Annotated in this window: 23 protein-coding genes and 3 pseudogenes; 10 read left to right on the top strand and 16 right to left on the bottom strand. The window is 70.0% G+C overall.

Annotated features, from left to right (window positions below; genetic code table 11):
• Nucleotides 1–47 precede the first annotated feature (47 nt).
• The 5 genes from JNW87_RS01325 to JNW87_RS01305 form a co-directional block, all read right to left on the bottom strand.
• Nucleotides 48–335, bottom strand: a complete 288-nt coding sequence (locus JNW87_RS01325) for a hypothetical protein (protein ID WP_238452774.1) — start codon at nt 333–335, stop codon at nt 48–50.
• Between the two features lie 122 nt (nt 336–457).
• Complete coding sequence (locus tag JNW87_RS01320; protein ID WP_238452773.1) at nt 458–2,761, bottom strand: cation-translocating P-type ATPase; 2,304 nt, start codon at nt 2,759–2,761, stop codon at nt 458–460.
• A 156-nt stretch (nt 2,762–2,917) separates the two neighbouring features.
• A complete protein-coding gene (locus JNW87_RS01315) occupies nt 2,918–3,394 on the bottom strand; it encodes a DUF2752 domain-containing protein (RefSeq protein ID WP_238452772.1) in 477 nt (158 codons plus the stop codon).
• Entirely contained in the window at nt 3,391–3,618 is a 228-nt protein-coding gene (locus tag JNW87_RS01310; RefSeq protein WP_238452771.1) for a heavy-metal-associated domain-containing protein, read from the bottom strand. Before JNW87_RS01310 ends, JNW87_RS01315 begins: the two co-directional genes overlap by 4 nt.
• A 22-nt stretch (nt 3,619–3,640) precedes the next feature.
• Nucleotides 3,641–4,855, bottom strand: a complete 1,215-nt coding sequence (locus tag JNW87_RS01305) for a sulfite exporter TauE/SafE family protein (RefSeq protein ID WP_238452770.1) — start codon at nt 4,853–4,855, stop codon at nt 3,641–3,643.
• Between the two features lie 183 nt (nt 4,856–5,038).
• Here JNW87_RS01305 and JNW87_RS01300 point away from each other — a divergent pair, with 183 nt between their 5' ends.
• The 4 genes and pseudogenes from JNW87_RS01300 (at nt 5,039) to JNW87_RS41195 (ending at nt 7,020) form a co-directional block, all read left to right on the top strand.
• Entirely contained in the window at nt 5,039–5,269 is a 231-nt protein-coding gene (locus tag JNW87_RS01300) for a hypothetical protein (protein WP_238452769.1), read from the top strand.
• Between the two features lie 6 nt (nt 5,270–5,275).
• Nucleotides 5,276–5,485: a hypothetical protein gene (locus tag JNW87_RS01295; protein ID WP_238452768.1), complete on the top strand. Its 210-nt coding sequence runs from the start codon at nt 5,276–5,278 to the stop codon at nt 5,483–5,485.
• A gap of 202 nt (nt 5,486–5,687) precedes the next feature.
• Nucleotides 5,688–6,296, top strand: coding sequence for a DUF3105 domain-containing protein (locus JNW87_RS01290; RefSeq protein WP_238452767.1), 609 nt, complete (start codon nt 5,688–5,690; stop codon nt 6,294–6,296).
• 86 nt (nt 6,297–6,382) lie between these two features.
• Nucleotides 6,383–7,020 (top strand): annotated as a pseudogene (locus JNW87_RS41195) (DUF305 domain-containing protein).
• A 175-nt stretch (nt 7,021–7,195) separates the two neighbouring features.
• On the opposite strand, the gene JNW87_RS40355 reads toward JNW87_RS41195, so the two are convergent.
• The 4 genes from JNW87_RS40355 to JNW87_RS01260 all read right to left on the bottom strand — a co-directional run bounded on the left by JNW87_RS40355 (nt 7,196) and on the right by JNW87_RS01260 (nt 10,748).
• On the bottom strand, nt 7,196–8,167 hold the full coding sequence (locus JNW87_RS40355) for a M56 family metallopeptidase (protein ID WP_238452764.1): 972 nt from the start codon (nt 8,165–8,167) through the stop codon (nt 7,196–7,198).
• Nucleotides 8,164–8,532, bottom strand: a complete 369-nt coding sequence (locus tag JNW87_RS01270) for a BlaI/MecI/CopY family transcriptional regulator (protein ID WP_238452763.1) — start codon at nt 8,530–8,532, stop codon at nt 8,164–8,166. The genes JNW87_RS40355 and JNW87_RS01270 overlap by 4 nt, the downstream gene beginning before the upstream one ends.
• Nucleotides 8,533–8,949: 417 nt before the next feature.
• Entirely contained in the window at nt 8,950–9,762 is an 813-nt protein-coding gene (locus JNW87_RS01265) for an ABC transporter permease (RefSeq protein WP_238452762.1), read from the bottom strand.
• Nucleotides 9,759–10,748, bottom strand: a complete 990-nt coding sequence (locus JNW87_RS01260) for an ATP-binding cassette domain-containing protein (RefSeq protein WP_238452761.1) — start codon at nt 10,746–10,748, stop codon at nt 9,759–9,761. Before JNW87_RS01260 ends, JNW87_RS01265 begins: the two co-directional genes overlap by 4 nt.
• Nucleotides 10,749–10,838: 90 nt before the next feature.
• On the opposite strand from JNW87_RS01260, the gene JNW87_RS01255 reads away from it, so the two are divergent.
• Together JNW87_RS01255 and JNW87_RS01250 are read left to right on the top strand one after the other, a co-directional pair.
• Complete coding sequence (locus JNW87_RS01255; RefSeq protein WP_238452814.1) at nt 10,839–11,177, top strand: helix-turn-helix transcriptional regulator; 339 nt, start codon at nt 10,839–10,841, stop codon at nt 11,175–11,177.
• Nucleotides 11,159–11,734 (top strand): permease prefix domain 1-containing protein, encoded by a 576-nt coding sequence (locus JNW87_RS01250; RefSeq protein ID WP_238452760.1) that lies wholly within the window; start codon nt 11,159–11,161, stop codon nt 11,732–11,734. The genes JNW87_RS01255 and JNW87_RS01250 overlap by 19 nt, the downstream gene beginning before the upstream one ends.
• A gap of 199 nt (nt 11,735–11,933) precedes the next feature.
• Here JNW87_RS01250 and JNW87_RS01245 read toward each other — a convergent pair whose 3' ends face one another.
• Complete coding sequence (locus tag JNW87_RS01245) at nt 11,934–12,323, bottom strand: heavy metal-responsive transcriptional regulator (RefSeq protein WP_238452759.1); 390 nt, start codon at nt 12,321–12,323, stop codon at nt 11,934–11,936.
• A gap of 129 nt (nt 12,324–12,452) precedes the next feature.
• On the opposite strand from JNW87_RS01245, the gene merB reads away from it, so the two are divergent.
• From merB to JNW87_RS40350, 3 genes are all read left to right on the top strand, one after another.
• A complete protein-coding gene (gene merB / locus JNW87_RS01240; RefSeq protein WP_238452758.1) occupies nt 12,453–14,084 on the top strand; it encodes an organomercurial lyase in 1,632 nt (543 codons plus the stop codon).
• Between the two features lie 57 nt (nt 14,085–14,141).
• A complete protein-coding gene (locus JNW87_RS01235) occupies nt 14,142–14,327 on the top strand; it encodes a hypothetical protein (protein WP_238452757.1) in 186 nt (61 codons plus the stop codon).
• Nucleotides 14,328–14,397: 70 nt separating this feature from the next.
• Nucleotides 14,398–14,631 carry a YdeI/OmpD-associated family protein gene (locus JNW87_RS40350; protein ID WP_238452756.1) on the top strand — a complete coding sequence of 78 codons (234 nt, stop codon included), beginning with the start codon at nt 14,398–14,400 and terminating at the stop codon, nt 14,629–14,631.
• A 39-nt stretch (nt 14,632–14,670) separates the two neighbouring features.
• On the opposite strand, the pseudogene JNW87_RS01225 reads toward JNW87_RS40350, so the two are convergent.
• The 6 genes and pseudogenes from JNW87_RS01225 to JNW87_RS01205 all read right to left on the bottom strand — a co-directional run.
• Nucleotides 14,671–15,006 (bottom strand): annotated as a pseudogene (locus JNW87_RS01225) (YnfA family protein).
• The gene (locus JNW87_RS01220) at nt 15,003–15,161 is read right to left on the bottom strand and encodes a hypothetical protein (RefSeq protein ID WP_238452755.1); all 159 of its coding nucleotides are present in this window, start codon (nt 15,159–15,161) and stop codon (nt 15,003–15,005) included. The pseudogene JNW87_RS01225 and the gene JNW87_RS01220 overlap by 4 nt, the downstream one beginning before the upstream one ends.
• A 132-nt stretch (nt 15,162–15,293) precedes the next feature.
• The gene (locus tag JNW87_RS01215; protein ID WP_238452754.1) at nt 15,294–15,743 is read right to left on the bottom strand and encodes a MerR family transcriptional regulator; all 450 of its coding nucleotides are present in this window, start codon (nt 15,741–15,743) and stop codon (nt 15,294–15,296) included.
• Nucleotides 15,740–16,096, bottom strand: a complete 357-nt coding sequence (locus tag JNW87_RS01210) for a hypothetical protein (protein ID WP_238452753.1) — start codon at nt 16,094–16,096, stop codon at nt 15,740–15,742. The genes JNW87_RS01215 and JNW87_RS01210 overlap by 4 nt, the downstream gene beginning before the upstream one ends.
• A 190-nt stretch (nt 16,097–16,286) precedes the next feature.
• A complete protein-coding gene (locus JNW87_RS41190) occupies nt 16,287–16,499 on the bottom strand; it encodes a Na+/H+ antiporter NhaA (protein ID WP_201749867.1) in 213 nt (70 codons plus the stop codon).
• A gap of 20 nt (nt 16,500–16,519) precedes the next feature.
• Nucleotides 16,520–16,729, bottom strand: a pseudogene (locus tag JNW87_RS01205) (Na+/H+ antiporter NhaA); the annotation flags it as partial.
• Nucleotides 16,730–16,741: 12 nt separating this feature from the next.
• Between JNW87_RS01205 and JNW87_RS01200 the strand changes: the two are divergent.
• Nucleotides 16,742–17,005 carry a DUF6069 family protein gene (locus JNW87_RS01200; RefSeq protein WP_238452751.1) on the top strand — a complete coding sequence of 88 codons (264 nt, stop codon included), beginning with the start codon at nt 16,742–16,744 and terminating at the stop codon, nt 17,003–17,005.
• Nucleotides 17,006–17,024 lie beyond the last annotated feature (19 nt).

Genomic DNA, 17,024 nt, shown 5'->3' with positions numbered 1-17,024 from the left:
AGTCGACTGGCGGCGTGACCGCTCGCGGCCTGCCTTCCCGCCGCCGGTCATAGCTGCGGGTTGCCTTTCCGGTCCGTCGTATCGGCAGGGCCGGGTTCGGTGGGATGGCCGCGCAGCATTGCTAGGCGCTGGCGGTACTCGTCGTCGCCAATCTCGCCGGCAGCGTAGCGGCGGCGCAACACATCCTCCCCCTTTTCGCCCTGCTCATTACGACCCGGGAAGAAACTGCGGCGGGCGAGCCAGATCACGCCAACGACCAGTGCTGCCAGCACGGCCAGCACGGCCAGGATTGCGAGGCCCATGAACGCCATCATCGCCGGGCCCATCCCGTTCATACACATACCTACCTCCAGCAGCCGAATTTCCGAGCCGATTAAATGTCGCTGAGCAGCCCTTGCCACGCCTCACCCGGGTCTGATCCGTACGGCAGCCCTCCCTGCCGCGCCTATTGCCGCCGCTACCCCTTGGAAGCATGTGGCTGGAAGGTACGTAGCCGCAGGCTGTTGGAGACGACGAAAACTGAGCTGAAGGCCATGACGGCACCGGCGATCATGGGGTTGAGCAGGCCGGCGGCGGCTAGTGGCAGGGCCGCGATGTTGTAGCCGAACGCCCAGAACAGGTTGCCCTTGATGGTGCCCAGGGTGCGGCGGGATAGCCGGATCGCGTCGGCGGCAACTCGCAGGTCACCACGGACGAGCGTCAGGTCGGAGGCTTCTATCGCCGCGTCGGTGCCGGTGCCCATGGCGAGTCCGAGGTCGGCTTGGGCGAGGGCGGCGGCGTCGTTGACGCCGTCGCCGACCATCGCCACCACCTTGCCGTCGGCCTGCAACCGCTTGATCACCTCGACCTTGTCGGCCGGCAGCACCTCGGCAATCACCTGCCCGGCTCCTTCGCCGCCCGGCGCGTGCGCAGTGATGCCGACGTCGGCAGCCACGGTCCGGGCCACGGTCTCATTGTCCCCGGTGAGCAGCACCGGGGTCAGGCCAAGCGCCCGCAGTTGCGCGATCGCCTCACGGCTGGTCGGTTTCACCTCGTCCGCGACGATCAGCACCGCGCGTACGACGCCGTCCCAGCCGGCCACCACGGCAGTCTTACCGGCAGCCTGCGCTGCATCGATGGCCTGCGCGAGGGTAGCCGGCAGCTCGTGGCCGTGGTCGGTGAGCAGCCGCGGCCGGCCCACCAAGACGGCCCGCTGCTCGACGATCCCGGATACGCCGAGTCCTTCCAGGTTGGTGAAGTCGGTGACGGCCGGCAGCTGGCCGACCCGGTCGATTGCTGCCGCGGCGATGGCCTTGGCGATGGGGTGCTCGGAAGCGTGCTCGAGCGCGCCCGCGATACGCAGCGCCTCGGCCTCCTCGACAGCCTCGTCGGTGACGAGGCGGGTGAGCGCCATCCGGCCGGTGGTGACGGTGCCGGTCTTGTCCAGCACGACGGTGTCGATCCGGCGGGTGGATTCCAGCACCTCGGGGCCCTTGATGAGGATGCCGAGCTGGGCGCCGCGGCCGGTGCCGACCAGCAGCGCGGTCGGGGTGGCCAGGCCGAGGGCGCAGGGGCAGGCGATGATGAGGACGGCGACCGCGGCGGTGAACGCCGCCCCGGCCGGTTCTCCGGTGCCGAGCCAGAAGCCGAGGGTGCCAATGGCCAGGACGATGACGATGGGGACGAAGACGGCGGAGACCCGGTCGGCGAGGCGTTGCACCTGCGCTTTGCCGTTCTGCGCGTCCTCGACCAGCTTGGCCATCTGGGCGAGCTGGGTGTCGGCGCCGATGCGGGTGGCCCGGACGATGAGCCGGCCGCCGGCGTTGACGGTTGCGCCGACCACCACATCACCGGGGCCGACTTCGACGGGTACGGACTCGCCCGTGAGCATGCTCTGGTCGACCGCGGAGGCGCCCTCGTCGACGACCCCGTCGGTGGCGATCTTTTCGCCGGGGCGGACCACGAACCGGTCCCCGACCGCGAGCTGGTCGGTGGGGATGCGCTCCTCCCGTCCGTTACGCAGCACGGCGACGTCCTTGGCACCCAGTTCCAGCAGGGCCCGCAGTGCGGCGCCGGCGCGGCGTTTGGCGCGGGCCTCGAAGAAGCGGCCGGCGAGGATGGCCGCGGTGACCGCGGCGGCCACCTCCAGGTAGATGTTGTCGGCGCCGGAGCCGCGTTCGATGGTGAAGGTGAACGGGTGCGTCATCCCAGGCTGGCCGGCGTCACCGAGGAACAGCGCGTACATCGACCAGGCGAACGCCGCCAACGTGCCGACGGAGATGAGCGTGTCCATGGTGGCCGCGCCGTGACGCAGGTTCGTCCAGGCGGCCTTGTGGAACGGCCAGCCGCCGTAGGCGACGACCGGTGCGGCGAGGATCGCCGAGAGCCACTGCCAGTTGGTGAACTGCCACGCCGGCACCATGGCCAACACCACCACAGGGACGGCGAGGGCGACGCTGACCCACAGCCGCTGGCGCAGCCGCCGAAGGTTGTCTTCCTCGGAATCGGGGCCCGTAGCCGGGGTGGGCGAGGGTGGTTGCGGGACGTGCGCGGTGTAGCCGGTCTGCTCGACGGTAGCGATCAGGTCGGCCGGGCTCAGCTGTGGCGAGAACTGGACTCGCGCCTTCTCGGTGGCGTAGTTGACGGTGGCGGTAACGCCGTCGAGCTTGTTGAGTTTCTTCTCGATCCGGGCCGCACAGGAGGCGCAGGTCATGCCGCCGATCTGCAGCTCGATCAGGCCGGTGGCGGCCGGCAGTGCAGGCCCGGTGGTCTGCGACGTCATGCTCTGTCTCCTCAATTTCGGATCAGGCGGCGGTGAGTGGGACTGCCGCCACCCCATCGGTGGCCGCTTGTCGGGTTGTCTCATGCGACGTCTGTATCCACGGCTCGCCGATCTCGTCTTTCTTGGTGCTGATCTTGCGTGGCGGCCGGGGGGCCGTCAGGCCATCAGGTCCGGCACGTAGAACCAGGTGAACGGCGCCCAAGGCAGGTTGCGCAGCACCACCGAGTAGACGACGAACGCGATGGCGATGCCGATCGCGATGCGCCTGCTGATCCGTGGCGTGGGTAGCTGCCTGCCGAAAACCCAGCCGGCGATCCACCACAGCCACACGTAGGCGCCGGCCGGGACCAGGGCGAGGGCAGCCAGGTGCATGCGGGCGGCGTCGATGATGTCACCGTGTAGCAGGTACCAGGTCATTCGGGTGATGCCGCAGGTCGGTCCGTCGATGCCGAAGGCCATGTGCCACAGGCAGGGGCCGGTCGGGTCACCGACGCGGTCGGTGGGGTTGAACGCGAGGACGTAGCCGAACCAGGCGGCGGGCACGCCCAGCGCCCAGAGCGGCGCGAACCGTACCCACCCGCGCGGACGGTCCGGCGCCGCCGGCATCCCCGCCGCGCCCGCGAGGCTGCTCATTGTGCGTCCAGCCGGGCGGTGTAGCCGGCCTCGGCGATGGCGGCGATCACGTCGTCGGGGGCGCACCGGTCCGGGTCCAGGTCCACCTTCGCCTGGCCGGCGCGCAGGCTTGTCGCCGAGGAGGTGACGCCGTCGAGGTCTTCGAGGGCGTCGTCGATGAGCATGCCGCAGCTGGCGCAGTGCATGCCCTCGACGGTGAACGTGCGGGTGACTGTCTGTCCCATGGTCAGGCTCCTGTCGTTCCTGTCAGGGGGTGATGGTGAGTTGGCCGCTGTACATGCCCATGGCGCAGGTGTAGTGCAGCGTGCCGGGTTGCAGAACGCCGAGGTCGATGCGGGTGTCACCGCTTTGCGGCAGGGCCAACTGCTTGTCAAGCGAGGGGATCACGAAATAGCTGGTGCACCCGACGACGCCGTCGGAGCGCATGACGAGCGTGGTGGGCACGCCGGCACGGACGGCAATGTTCTTCGGGCTGTAGGAGGTGTCGCGTACGGTCACGATGACTTCCTGCCGGCCGTCGGCGACCGGGTGCACCACGGCCGGGTCGGTGACCGGCGGCGGGGCTTGGACGCCGACGGTCTGGGGCAGGTTGCGGGCGGCCAGCGGAGAGTCGGCGAGGGTCAGGCCACCGTTGAGCGTGTACAGGCCCATACCGAGCACGACCAGGCCGGTGACGACCGCGAGGCGGCCCTGCCAGGCGGCGGCTGCCCTGCGGGCGGCGTAGCCGAGGATCGCGAACAGTGGGCTGGTGCCGATGACGAACACGGCCATGGTGGCGGCGCCGGACAGCGCGGAGCCGGAGGTCAACGCGAGGGCTTCCATGGACAGGGTGATCCCGCACGGGACGAGAATGGTGAAGAAGCCGAGCAGGGCGGGGGCGAAAGCGGCCTGGGACCGGGCCCGGCCGCGCACGAACCGCATCCAGGCCGCCGGGGGCTCGAGGGTGAACTTCTTGAACCCGGGGACACCCAGCTGGGCCAGCCCGAACGCGATGATCAGCGCCCCGGCAGCCAGCTGGGTCCACACCCGCACCGTCGGGGACAGTTGTGCCGCGCCGCCGACCGCGCCGAGCAGCGCACCCAGCAGGGTGTGGGAGACGAGCTTGCCGCCCAGGAACGCCCCGACCGGGGCGAAGTCGTCACCCGCCTGGGCCTGCAGCGTGCGCAGCCCGGCCACCGCGCGCACGCCCAGCGGCTTCGGAGGTTCGATGGTGCGGGCACGCCACTGCTGCTGCGGTTTGCGAGCCGGCGGTGCGGTCCTGCCGGGCGCCTTACCGGACGACTTTGCTGACGCGGGCCCCTGGGCGGCGCCCACCGTGGCCTTGGCCCGCGCCCCGGGCTGAGCCGCCGGTGCGGCGTTGCGTTGGCGGGTGACCAGGCCGGTGAGCAGCCCGCCCTGTACGGCGGCGCAGGAGACGCCACCGGCGAACAGGCCGGTGACCAGTACAGCACCCAGATTCACAGGTGATCCCTTCGGTTGGTTAGATGCCGGTCTGGCCGGGGCCGACGGTGGCGCGGAGCTGCGCCAGGCAGCGCGGTCGCGTGAGGTCGGCGGACCAACAGGCACCTCCTTCGGTGGACGCTCGCCACATTACCTCCTAATCTCCTAAGGAGTTTAGGTCGTCGGCTCTTGGGGGTATCCGCCGTGGGAGATCTGCTGGTCAGGCCGGTGTTAGCCACCTCCCTGCTTGCCGGGGTGGTGGTGGAGGAGATCGCCCTTGGCAGCGAACAGGGCAGCCTGCTCGCCACCCAAGCCGGGGTGCTGTTTCCTCCCGGCATCTTTCTCGACGGAGCGCCGTTCACCTTCGGCCGGCTGTCCGAACGGGCGCTGCGCCGCGCCCTCGACCGTCGCAACCTCACCCACGACAGGAAGTAACCCACCATGGAGAAGCTCGTCTACCTGCTGCCCATTCTCGTCTGCCCGCTCATGATGGGCGCGATGATGTGGATGATGATGCGGGGCAACCACACTAGCGCTGCGCCGCAGCCCGGTAGCCAGGAGGAGATCGCCGCCCTGCGGGTTGAGGTCGCGACCCTGCGCGCCGGCCAGCCCGGCCAGCAGGCATCGACCGGAACGGGCGCGACGGCATGACCGACCTGACGCTCGCCACCGCCGAGACGCCTCCGGTGTGTCCGTGCCGCACACGGCACGAGAAGCCGCAGAACACGAGCAGCGAACAGTTGGCCCGGTTGCGCGGCGGGGCCACGCATGAGCGATGTGGGGTCAGGTAGCCATGGCGAAACCCAACCGATCAGGCGCCAGGCCGAAGCCGCGCCGCCCCGTGGCGAAAGCAGTGGCTGGGGGCCGTTCGCCAGCATTGATCGCGACGTTCGTCGCGGTAGGCGTCCTCGCCGCCGCCATCATCGGCTACGCCATATACGCGGTCACCCGCGGCGATGGCGGACAGCCGGCTGGGACGAACATCGCCGGGCTGACCAACTACCGGGCCAGCGACCCGAAGATGCTCACCCGCAACCACGTCAGGGGCGCCGTCGCCTACCCGGTGAGCCCGCCGGTGGGTGGCGATCACAACCCGATCTGGCAGGACTGCATCGGCGACGTGTACCCGGCAGCAATCGCGAACGAGAACGCGGTACATAGCCTCGAACACGGCGCCGTGTGGATCACCTACCGACCGGATCTGCCCGCCGACCAGATCGAGACCCTCGCCGGCAAGGTACGGGGCACGCCTTACCTGTTCATGTCGCCCTTCCCCGGACTGGACCGGCCGATCTCCCTGCAGGCGTGGGGCTACCAGCTCAAGCTCGACACCGCCGCCGACCCGCGCGTCGACCAGTTCATCCGGGACTTCCGGATCAAGGCCGCACCGGAGCCGGGCGCGCCCTGCTCGAACGGGGTCACCGCCACCGGCACCACCCCGCACAACACGCCCGGCGGGTGACACCGGCACCCTCACCCACCGCGGACCACGGACCCGCGCTTCAGACGCCGCAGCCACAACGCCCGAGCGGGAGACGCATCAACGCCATGACCGAACCACCCACCGGCGAACCCGCCGCCCGCACCGGCCGCCGTGCCTACCTGCTCGGCGGGCTCATCACCGCGGTGGTGGCACTCGCGGTCGGTGTCGCCATCGGCCTACTCGTACCGGATTCCCGCCCTGGCGACGGGTCGGCCGAGGCCGGGTTCGCCCGCGACATGCAGACCCACCACGCCCAAGCCGTGGAGATGTCGATGATCGCCTACCGGCGCTCGGCGACCCCGAGATCCAGACCATCGGCCTGGACGTGGCGTTGACTCAGCAGGCGCAAGTCGGCACGATGCGCGACTGGCTCGACCAGTGGCAGCTGCCGCCGACCGGAAGCCGCCCGGCGATGGCCTGGACTCCCGGCCACACCCTGACCGCCGACGGGCGGATGCCCGGCATGGCCAGCCGGCAGGAGCTGGATCGGCTGCGGGCCGCCACCGGCCGTGACCTCGACATCCTCTACAGCCAGCTGATGATCCGCCACCACCTCGGCGGGATCATGATGGCCGAGGAGGTCCTGCGCCGCAGCGACTGCCCCGAGGTCCGTTCCCTGGCCGAATCCATGAAAAACAGTCAGCAGAACGAGATCACGGCGTTCATGGCCGTGCTGGCCCGCAACGGCGCCAAGCCGTCATAGGCGGCGGCCCCTGCGCCCAAGGAGGGCGACGGCCGCGCCAACTGGCGATCGGCTGGGCCGATGGCTACTCCTCTGTGTGGGTGGCGTAGACCCAGCGCGTCCAGTGCCGCCACCACAACGACCAGCGCCACCAGCAGCCGCCGCATGGAGGGCCGGGCGGGGCATCCTGGTCGGGTCACGAGGGCAACGCCGGACACATTCCCAGCACCGGGAACACCTGGACCGCGAGCAGCGCCACAGCCGGGGTCAACGCCAGCACGGTGATTCCCGCCACCAGCCCCGCCCGCTGCGCGCGGCCGAGTGGTGCGGGTGGAGTCAACAGCCGGTGCAGTCGCTCTGCCGCGTCACCGCCAGTCGCCGCCACCATCCCAGCCAGAGCCGGCGTCCGGGAGCCGTGGTCGATGGCGTTGGCGGTAGCCATCGTTACCAGTGCCCGCGCGAGGCTGATCGGGGCGTGTCGGGCGGTAGCCACATCGTCGGCACGCATCTCCACCAGCCGGCACAACTGAATACGCGCCACCGCGAACAGCGCCAAACGCGGGAACGCCTGGTGTAGCAGCCGCACCCCGTCCAGCAGCAGATCGTGACGGCCCGCCGCGTGAGCCTGCTCGTGCGCCAGCACCGCAGCCACCTCGTCGCCGGCAAGCTGTTGCAGCGCACCACTGGTCACCACCACCCGGCGGCCGTGCCCGGCCACCACATAGGCAGCCGGCTGCGCGTTCTCCACAACAGTGGCGCCCAACTCTGGCGCCGTCCGTCCGGCCATCGCGAGAATCCGCACATGGGCGCGACGTCGCGCCGACGCGGCCCGAGCCAGCCGCACCCCAGTCAACAGCAGCCGGGCGGCCAATCCCAACCCCGCTAATAGCACCACAATTGCCGCACTCCGACCTAGCGGGCCGAACTCGCCGCGAGCGGCCTGCACACACCACCGCCACGCCACACAGACCGGAGCGTCGGTGGCCTGCCACGGCGCCACCACGGCCAGCACCGCCCCGGCCGCCGCCGTGAGCACCGCGCCAAGCACCGCATACCAGGCGGCGATGCCCAGCCCCGGCGACCGGTACACCCAGCCCGCCCTGGCAAGGCCCCGCGGCGCCAGCATCGAGACGGCAGTGGCGAACAGCAGCAGGTGAATTCCGGTCACTTGGCGTCGCTCCGCTCGTGCGCCTGCAGGGCCTGGCGCAGCGCTGCGGCCTCGTCGGTGCTCATCCGGCCGACGAACCGCACCAGGGCGTCCGCCGGGTCGCCCGCCTCGTCCAAGGCGTCGCGCAGCAGCCGCGCCCCGTACTCCTCACGCGGTCGCGTCGGCTCGTACCGGTGGGCCCGGCCTTCGCGTTCGCGGCGCAGCCACCCCTTCTTGTACAGGTTGTCCACGACCGTCAACACCGTGTTGTAGGCAATGTCCCGATCAGGGAGCAGATCGGAATGAACCTCCCGCACCGTCGCCGGCTCACCACGGACCCACAACCGGTCCATGATCACCGCTTCAAGCTCGCCGAACCCTCGCACAAAACACCTCCGATCACGACACCTAACCAGCATAGGAGTTGATGCTGGGCTGGCCAACCTCAGAGGTCTCACAAAATGGTGAAACCGGGCACCACGTCAGGGTGGGCCGATCCAGTCGCTCCGCCCGTCACCATCTCCCGAGCTGGCGCGCCGCCGGCCTGCTCCACGCCACGCGCAACTACAAGTCGCTGCTCATCGCCGTCGCGATCTGCTGCGCTTTCGCCACAGCGGGCATGCTGCTACGCGCACAAACCTCTCCGCAGATGGCCTCGAACGCTGACCTGCAGGAGGGGAGGGCCTAGAACGGGGAGCCTGTCCGCAGCGCGGGCCCAGCAGGCGGTGAGGCGCGCTGGTCATCTCCTCGAAGTCGCGTGTCGGGCCTGGCACCTCAGTCGTAGCCGAGCGCCGGCTCGATGTTCATGTGGCGGTGGTGCGCCGGTAGCGGATGACAGCTGCGGGTATTGCCACGGCAAGTAGCCCACCGGTCCAGATCAGGGCCTGCCACACGTAGGTGGCGGTCGGGCCGCCCAGGCACAGCGCCCGCAGCGCGTCGACGGTCACGGTGATCGGGTTGACGTTGGCGAAGGTTTGCAGCCAGCCGGGGAAGGTGGCCACCGGGACGAACGTGGAGCTGGTGAAGATCAGCGGGATGACGGCCAAGAGTCCGCCGATACCCGCCGGCTCGGGGTCGCGGACGAGCAGTCCGAGCAGCGCGAAGATCCACGAGAACGCTATCCCGACCGCGAGGGCGAGCCCGATCGCGGTCAGCGCGGCGGCGGGGCCGGCGTGGAAGCGGAACCCGATCGCGTAGCCGACGCCGGTCATGAGGGCGAGGACGAACAGGTTGCGGGCGGCGTCTGCGGCGACGCGGCCGGCCAGGACGGCGGAGCGGGCCATCGGCAGTGCCCGGAACCGGTCGATCATGCCGGTGGCCAGGTCGTCGGCGAGGGCGACCCCGGTCTGGGAGGCGCCGAACGCGATGGCGAGGACCCAGATGCCCGGCAGCGCGTAGTCGATGTAGCGGGTGACGCCGGGCGGGTGGATGGCGCCGCCCCAGGCGTAGGTGAACAGCAGAACGAACAGCAGCGGCTGCACGGTGGCGAACGCGATCAGCGTCGGTACCCGCACCAGGCGGTGCAGGTTGCGGCCGGTGACCGTGGCGATGTTTGCCAGCAGCCAGCCCGGTCCGATTATTCGCACAGCGTCGCCGGGCGCGATGGTCGCGGTCATCGGACGCTCCCGGCCGCAATCGTGTCCGATGCGGACGGCGCAGTTGTGGGTTGCCCGGTGAGGGTGAGGAACACGTCGTCGAGCGTGGGGCGGCGCAGCGCGAGGTCCGATATCCGCAGCCCGCTCGTGGCGAGGCGAGCGGCGATGTCAGGCAGGATGCCGGGCCCGTCGGCGACCGGAACGACGATGCGGCCGGCCTCGACGTCGACGGTTGGTGGCGCCGAGCCGAGGCCGGTCATCGCTGCGGCGAGCAGGTGCGGGTTGGCGCCGGGGGGTGCCTGCAACTCCAGGCGGTCACCGCCGACCTGGGTCTTCAGCTCGTCGGCGGTGCCGGTGGCGATGACCCGACCGTGGTCGAGGACCACGATGGTGTCGGCGAGCCGGTCGGCCTCCTCCAGGTACTGGGTGGTCAACACGATGCTCGTGCCCTGCGTGGTCAGCTCACCGATCAGTCGCCACAGCCCGAGCCGCCCGCGCGGGTCCAGACCGGTGGTGGGCTCGTCCAGGAACAGCACGGCAGGCGCGGCGACCAGACTTGCGGCCACGTCGAGGCGGCGGCGCATCCCGCCGGAGTAGGTTCGGGCGGTGCGGCCGGCCGCGTCGGTGAGGTCGAACAACTCCAGCAGGTCATCGGCCCGCCGCCGCGCAGCGGCCCGGCGCAGCCCGGACAGCTGACCCATCATGCGCAGGTTCTCCCGACCGGTCAGGTAGGCGTCCACGGCGGCGTACTGGCCGGACAGGCCGATGACCCGTCGCACCGCGTCCGCTTGACGCACCACGTCCAACCCCATCACCCTGGCCCGCCCGGCATCCGGGGGCAGCAGCGTGGTCAGGATCCGCACCGCAGTGGTTTTGCCCGCCCCGTTCGGGCCGAGCAGCCCGAGCACCCCGCCGGCCGGCACCTGCAGGTCCACGCCGGCCAGGGCGGGCACCTCACCGAACCGTTTGACCAGGCCCTGCGCCTCGACCGCCGGCCGCTCACCCATCTCGACCACCCCGCCAATAGCTAGGATTACTACCTATTGGCGGGACAGTAGCATAACTACCTATCGAGCGGATAGGCTCCGCTCATGAAGGTGGGCGCACAGGAACTCAAGGGTCATCTGGACGTGCTGCTCCTCGCCGCGTTGGAAGACGGTCCGCGGCACGGGTACGCGGTCAAGGAGGCCCTGCGGGAGGGCAGCGGCGGCCGGTTCGACCTGCCCACCGGCACCATCTACCCGGCCCTACACCGCCTGGAAAGCGCCGGTCTGATCGCCGGGTCCTGGTCGAGCATGGACGGCCGGCGCCGGCGCACTTACCAGCTCACCCCGGCCGGCGCGCGGCGGTTGCACGCCGACCGCAGCAACTGGCGCGAGTTCGCCACCGCGATCACCACACTGCTGGAGACCAGACCGTGGCCAGCCACCAGCTGATCGACGCCCACCTCGGCGTCCTGGCCCGCCGCCTGCCTGCCGACGCGGTCGACGAACTCGCCGACGGGCTGACCGAGACCTGGCGCCACCACCTCGCCGCCGGGCTGCCGCCGGCGGACGCGGCCCGCGCCGCGATCGCCGAATTCGGCACCGTCGACCAGATCACCGACGCGTTCGTCGTGCACTCCCCGAGCCGGCGCACCGCCCGGATGCTGCTGGCCACCGGCCCGCTTGTCGGTGCCTGCTGGGGCGCCACCCTCGTCGCCGGCCACGCCTGGAAGTGGCCGGTTCCCCCACCGGCCGCGGCCATCTTCGGACTCGCGCTGCTGGCCGTCGTCGCCGCGTTGGTCACCTCGGCGACCAGCCGGCGCAGCTACCGCCGCGCTCGCCTCGGCGACGCCGGCGGGCTCGGCCTTGTCGCCCTGGACGTGGCGATGGTGGCCGCCGTTCTACTTGTCGCCCCAACCCTGGTGTGGCCAATGCTCGTGGCGGTTCCGGTCAGCCTGGCCCGCATCGGCCTGACCCTGCGATCTTTGCCGACAGCACGCGCACACTGACCGGCTTGTCGCGAGCCTGGCCGTTCGTCGCGAGGCGACTGGCGAGGCGTCGCGGCGATGGCCCCCACCGCCCGCGGCTGCCCGACTCCACCGGACCGAGGACCGCCGCGGCCGGGAAGCGCTCGGCCACTTGGTCAGCGAGGACCAGGGCCTGTTTCAGCTCCGCTTCAACGTCGAGAGCCCCAGGACACCTGGGCGGCTATAGGTAGCGGCATACCTGCTCGGGCGGGCAGACGTCGGGTTCGGCGTTGGTGGCGGAGTGGTGGAGCTGGGCGACGGTGGCGCGCAGGGCGTGTAGGTCGGCGAGCTGGGCGTCGATGGCGTCGAGCTGTTGGGCGAGCAGTTGGCGTACGTGTCCGCAGGGCGCGTGGCCGGTGTCGCGGACGGTGAGGATGTCGCGGATCTGGGCAAGGGTGAGCCCGGCAGTACGGCCGCGGCGGATGAAGTCGAGCCGGGCAACGGCATCGTCGCCGTAGTCGCGGTAGCCGGCGCGGGTGCGGGCGGCGGGCGGGAGCAGGCCGCTGGCTTCGTAGAAGCGCAGGGTCTTGGTGGTGGTGCCGGTTGCCTCGGCGAGTTCCCCGATCCGCATCCGGCGACCTCCTGTCGTCGCCCTTGACCTTCCCCTGTACTGGAAGGTCCAGTCTGGTACGGGTAGAGCCGTGACGGCCAGGCGGTGTGCGTTTTGCCACCGAGGCCGCTTGCCGTGAGGAGGCTGTTGATGACCGCAGCGGCAGATGCTGTAGGGGACGAGGTGGGCGAGCTTGACCGGCTCCTGGCGGAGTACCTCAAGATCATGCCGGTGCTCGATCCGGCGCAGGCGCGCATCGGCGTCGGGCTGTGGCGGCTGCTCGCCGAGGGCACGCCGGTCACCGCCTCAGCGTTGGCCGGGCGACTCGGCCTGCCGGAACAGCAGGTGGCCGGCGCTATCGATGGCGTGTTGGCCGGCACTCACCATCAGGACAACCAGGGCAGGATCATCGCCTTCTGGGGCCTGTCTCTGCCCGAGATGCCGTCGCCGCACCGACTGACGGTCGACGGGAAGACGCTGTATGCGTGGTGCGCGCCGGACACCCTGTGGCTACCGCGTGTGCTGGGCAAGACCATCGCGGTGCAGTCGTCGCTGGAGACCACCGGACAGCCGATTTTACTGCTCATCGGACCGAACGGCATCGAGGAAATCTCCGTCGGTGGCGCTGTCCTGTCCTTCGTGCGAGCTCGCAGCAAGAGTGTGGGCGACACGGTTCCCGCAGTGCTGTCCAGCTACTGCCATGACCAGCTGTTCTTTCCCAGCGGGCAGGCTGCACGTCATTGGGCTGGGGCCCAAGGACGCGAGGACATCGCGGCGTTCCCTGTCGACCTGGCCATCGACGGCGCGGGCCGGTTCATTGACGCCCTCGTCGGATCAGCTCTGCATGGCCAGGTCAATGTCGAACTCCGTTCCGTGCCGGACTGTCCGAACCTTGCCCCGGCTCGGCATGCGCTGCACGCCGCGCTGGTCGACGTCGGGCTGCCCGCGGTGGTGACCGAGGTGGTGGGGGACTATCCGTCGCCGTCGATCCTGGTCAACGGCGTGGACGTGATGGGCGGCACCGGCGACGGGCCGGCGGCGTGTCGGCTGGATCTGCCCACCGGTGAGCGCATACGCGCTGCCCTGCGCCAGGCAATGGGCGCCGAATCCGCTACCGGCGGGTCTGAGCCGAGCTTGGCGGATTGCTGCGCACAGCCGGGCAACGCTCTCCGGACCGACCGGCCCCGCCGTGCCGAGCAGCTGCCAGACAGGCTGCGGCAGGTGCATCGGGCGATCCTGCGTCACTTCGCCGCCACCGGGACCGCCCCCGGCGACGCCGACATACGCGCTGCCGTGAACGTGGCGGACCTGGACACAGCCAACGCACTGCGGGAACTTGCTCGGCAGGACCTTGTCGCAGTCGACCGCACCGGGCGTCTGGTCGCCGCCTACCCGTTCTCACCAACGCCAACGCCGCACGTGGTGTCACTCGGCGACGTCGAGGTGTTCGCGATGTGCGCCATCGACGCGTTGGGCATGCCGTTCATGCTCTGCACCGACGCGACGATCACCTCTGCCGATCCGCACACCGGCCAACAGGTCCGCGTGACCATCACCAACGGTGCCGCGACCTACCAACCGGCGGAAGCGGTGATCGTGTACGCGGCCACCGGAGCGACCGGCCGCTCGGTCGATACCTGCTGCTCCACCATCAACTTCTTCACCAACGCCTCCAGCGCCCAGGCGTGGATCGCCGCCCATCCCGGTCTGGCTGCCACCGTCCTCGACCAGGACCAGGCCGTCACGCGAGGCCGCTACATCTTCGAGCCGCTGCTCGCCTGAGGCCGACACCCGGCATCGCCGGCCCGCCCGCTGCCGAACCGAACAAAGGTGCCTCACATGGACAACTCCGTGAAGGGTCAACAGTTCACCGCCACCGCCACCGCCACCGTCGCCGCCGCCACTCGCGGTCGAGTCCTGATCCCGGTCCCCTTCAGCCCGGACACCGTCTGGGGGACCAAGCCCCGCCACCACATCCGGGGCACCGTCAACGGCATGGGTGTGCGTGGCGTCGTTAGACGGTGACGGCTTCGGATTCACCCTCGGCCCGGCGTGGCTACGTTGCTGCGGCCTTGCCGCCGGCGACAGCGTCACCGTGACCATCGAGCCGGAAGGCCCCCAACGTGACGACCTCGCCGAAGACGTGGCCGCCGCCCTAGAAACGCATCCGCAGGCCGCCGCGTTCTTCGACTCCCTGGCCCAGTTCTACCGCCGGGCCTACCTACGCTGGATCGACGCCACCACACGCCGACCCGATCAACGCCCCCAACGTATCGCCGAGATGGTCCAACTCCTCGAAGCCGGGCACAAGGAACGCCCGCAGCCGTAACGGATCCGGATGCGGCGTTATCGAGCGTGACGGCTTGCGCTAGCTGCTGCGCGGGGCGTACATGATGACGGCGACCCCTACGAGACAGATGGATGCGCCGATGAGGTCGTAGCGGTCGGGGCGGAACTTGTCGACGACCATGCCCCACGCGAGGGATCCGGCGACGAAGACGCCGCCTTAGGCGGCCAGGATGCGGCCGAAGTTCGGGTCGGGTTGGAAGGTGGCGACGAAGCCGTAGAACCCGAGCGCGATGACTCCGGCCGCGATCCAGAGCAGCCCGCGGTTTTCCCGCCAGCCCTGCCATACCAGCCAGGCCCCGCCGATTTCGGCGAGCGCGGCGACGAGGAACAGCAGGATCGAGCGGGCAACCGTCATGCGTCGGACCGTAGCCTGACCACCTGGCGGTCCTTCTGGTCACCCTGGCCGCAGGAGCAGTTGCCGCCGGCGCAGCCGGTGGTGTGGCGGCGCTTGCTGGCCCACCACCAGGACAGGCCGGCGAGCAGGGCCAGGGCGACGGCGACGCCGGGCATGAAGCGGTTGGCGGCGGCCCAGCCGGCGCGCCGAGAACTCCGGCGGCCAGCAGCGGCGGCAGGATGCAGCAGGCGGCGCAGGCCGCTCCTGCGAATCCGGTCATGCTGGAGGGGAGCAGGCGGCGCAGCCGGTTAGCAGGTGTCGGCACGGTCATTCCTTTCGACGAGTTCAGCAAACGGCAGGGGGCAGCAGGAGCTGCCGGCGCAGGCGACCAGGTCGTCACAGCCTGCTGAGATGGCGGCGCGCAGGGTGTCGCGGATGACGGTGAGGTCGGCCAGCTTCTGTTCCACCTCGACGAGCTTCTCTCTGGCCCGTGCCTGGAGGCCGGTGTCGGGTCGGCCGCTGTGCTGATGTCGGCCGGCGTCGAGCAGGTCGGCGACTTCGTTGAGGGTGAAGCCGAGGCGTTGTGCGGTCTTGATGATCCGCAGCAGGGTGACGGTGTCGGACGGGTAGAGCCGATGTCCGCCCGGCGACCGCTGCGGTGAGGCGAGCAGTCCCCGGCGCTCGTAGTAGCGCAGGGTCTGTAGGTTGACCCCGGCCGCGTCGGCGAGCTGCCCGCTGCGCAGCCCCGATCCGGTCATCTCTGGACCCGGACAGACGTCGCCCGCTCGGCGAGGGCATCGAGCACGTCGACGTGTGCCGCCGGTACCCGAACGTCCAGCGTCAGCGAATCCGGGCGGGGCCGCACGATGTCGAAAGTGAAGAACGAGCAGCAGGACGTTTCACGGGCCGTCAAATCCCGCGCCGTCTCCTCCACATGCTTCGCGCTGTCGAGCTGCAACCGCAGATGCTGCGGCGACAGCCGGTCGGCACCCCGGACAGCATCGCGGAAGAACTGATTGAACTCAGCAAGCCGCAGCGGCCGTTCAGCCGTCGGCAAGGTGCACGCATCCGGGACCCAGGAGTCGTCTGTCGTGACGTGTCGGTCGCTCATACTTCGACGGTAAGCCTGTACCTAGGTACCAGATGCAAGCCCCGACAACAGAAGCATCTAGGCCGTCGAAGGTCGGACAAGGCCAACCAACGATGATCGTTGTCGACGGGATGTGCGCAAATGGCGCAACGTGACCCGGACGCGGCCCGGGCGCAGGTGGCTCCTTAACGTTTGCTACTCCTAGCGATGCTCACCCACGAGACGTGTGGGAATGAGCCTGGTGTCTCGCTCGTCGGTGGTGCCTACCGCGCCAGAGCAAGGTGGCAGCGGCGAGAACGGTGGCAGCGGCGGACGCCACAAGGATTGCGCTCTTCGCGGCGTTGAGCAGCCCTTCGTTGTTTGGGTAGGCGAGTTCGCTGATGAGCAGAGAGACGGTGAAGCCGATCCCGGCGAGCTGAGACATGCCGATGATGTCGGGCCACCCTAGGCTGGGGCAGTTCGGCCACATTGAGTTCTGGTGGTCAGCCACGTGCCGCCGGCGATGCCGATGACCTTGCCGACGACGAGACCGAGGAACACGCCAATCGCCACGGTGTTGCCGAGCAGATCTCCGAACGACCCGAACGCAACCCCGGCTGAGAACAGCGCGAATGTGGGCAGCGCCAGAGCGTTCGTCCATGGCCGCAGCAACTGCTCAGCGCCGCCGTGGCCGGGTGGGGCCCGATCGCCCTGCTGGAGCGGTTTACCCGCCTTGGTCGGGTGGTGTGCGTGGTGACGGCGGGGTTGGTGCTTCTGGTGTCGTTCCTGCCCTTGACCGGTTCGGGCACCGCACTGTCGACCCGCCTGGTGCTCGGCCTGATGCATCTGGCGGTCGCCGCTGTGTTGGTGCCGGTGCTGGTGTTGACGAGCCAGGCGTCCCACGAGGACGCGGTGACCGTTCATCGGAGCAAGACGGCAGTCCGCCGCTGACGGACGCGCTGTGGTCGGC

Source organism: Micromonospora sp. ATA51, from assembly GCF_016802855.1.
Classification (GTDB): domain Bacteria; phylum Actinomycetota; class Actinomycetes; order Mycobacteriales; family Micromonosporaceae; genus Micromonospora; species Micromonospora sicca.
The sequence above is the reverse complement of the archived record's forward strand: the minus strand, read 5'-3'. Positions and strand labels throughout refer to the sequence as shown.

Bases quoted from the DNA above. Each gene is read 5' to 3' on its own strand.
- JNW87_RS41190 (WP_201749867.1), bottom strand. From the start codon at position 16,499: ATGTCTCAGCTCGCCGGGATCGGCTTCACCGTCTCTCTGCTCATCAGC.
- JNW87_RS01310 (WP_238452771.1), bottom strand. From the start codon at position 3,618: ATGGGACAGACAGTCACCCGCACGTTCACCGTCGAGGGCATGCACTGC.
- JNW87_RS01220 (WP_238452755.1), bottom strand. From the start codon at position 15,161: ATGCCCGGCGTCGCCGTCGCCCTGGCCCTGCTCGCCGGCCTGTCCTGG.
- JNW87_RS01315 (WP_238452772.1), bottom strand. From the start codon at position 3,394: ATGAGCAGCCTCGCGGGCGCGGCGGGGATGCCGGCGGCGCCGGACCGT.
- JNW87_RS01320 (WP_238452773.1), bottom strand. From the start codon at position 2,761: ATGACGTCGCAGACCACCGGGCCTGCACTGCCGGCCGCCACCGGCCTG.
- JNW87_RS01325 (WP_238452774.1), bottom strand. From the start codon at position 335: ATGAACGGGATGGGCCCGGCGATGATGGCGTTCATGGGCCTCGCAATC.
- JNW87_RS01235 (WP_238452757.1), top strand. From the start codon at position 14,142: ATGGACAACTCCGTGAAGGGTCAACAGTTCACCGCCACCGCCACCGCC.
- JNW87_RS01265 (WP_238452762.1), bottom strand. From the start codon at position 9,762: ATGACCGCGACCATCGCGCCCGGCGACGCTGTGCGAATAATCGGACCG.
- JNW87_RS01260 (WP_238452761.1), bottom strand. From the start codon at position 10,748: ATGGGTGAGCGGCCGGCGGTCGAGGCGCAGGGCCTGGTCAAACGGTTC.
- JNW87_RS01215 (WP_238452754.1), bottom strand. From the start codon at position 15,743: ATGACCGGATCGGGGCTGCGCAGCGGGCAGCTCGCCGACGCGGCCGGG.
- merB (WP_238452758.1), top strand. From the start codon at position 12,453: ATGACCGCAGCGGCAGATGCTGTAGGGGACGAGGTGGGCGAGCTTGAC.
- JNW87_RS01295 (WP_238452768.1), top strand. From the start codon at position 5,276: ATGGAGAAGCTCGTCTACCTGCTGCCCATTCTCGTCTGCCCGCTCATG.
- JNW87_RS01210 (WP_238452753.1), bottom strand. From the start codon at position 16,096: ATGAGCGACCGACACGTCACGACAGACGACTCCTGGGTCCCGGATGCG.
- JNW87_RS01245 (WP_238452759.1), bottom strand. From the start codon at position 12,323: ATGCGGATCGGGGAACTCGCCGAGGCAACCGGCACCACCACCAAGACC.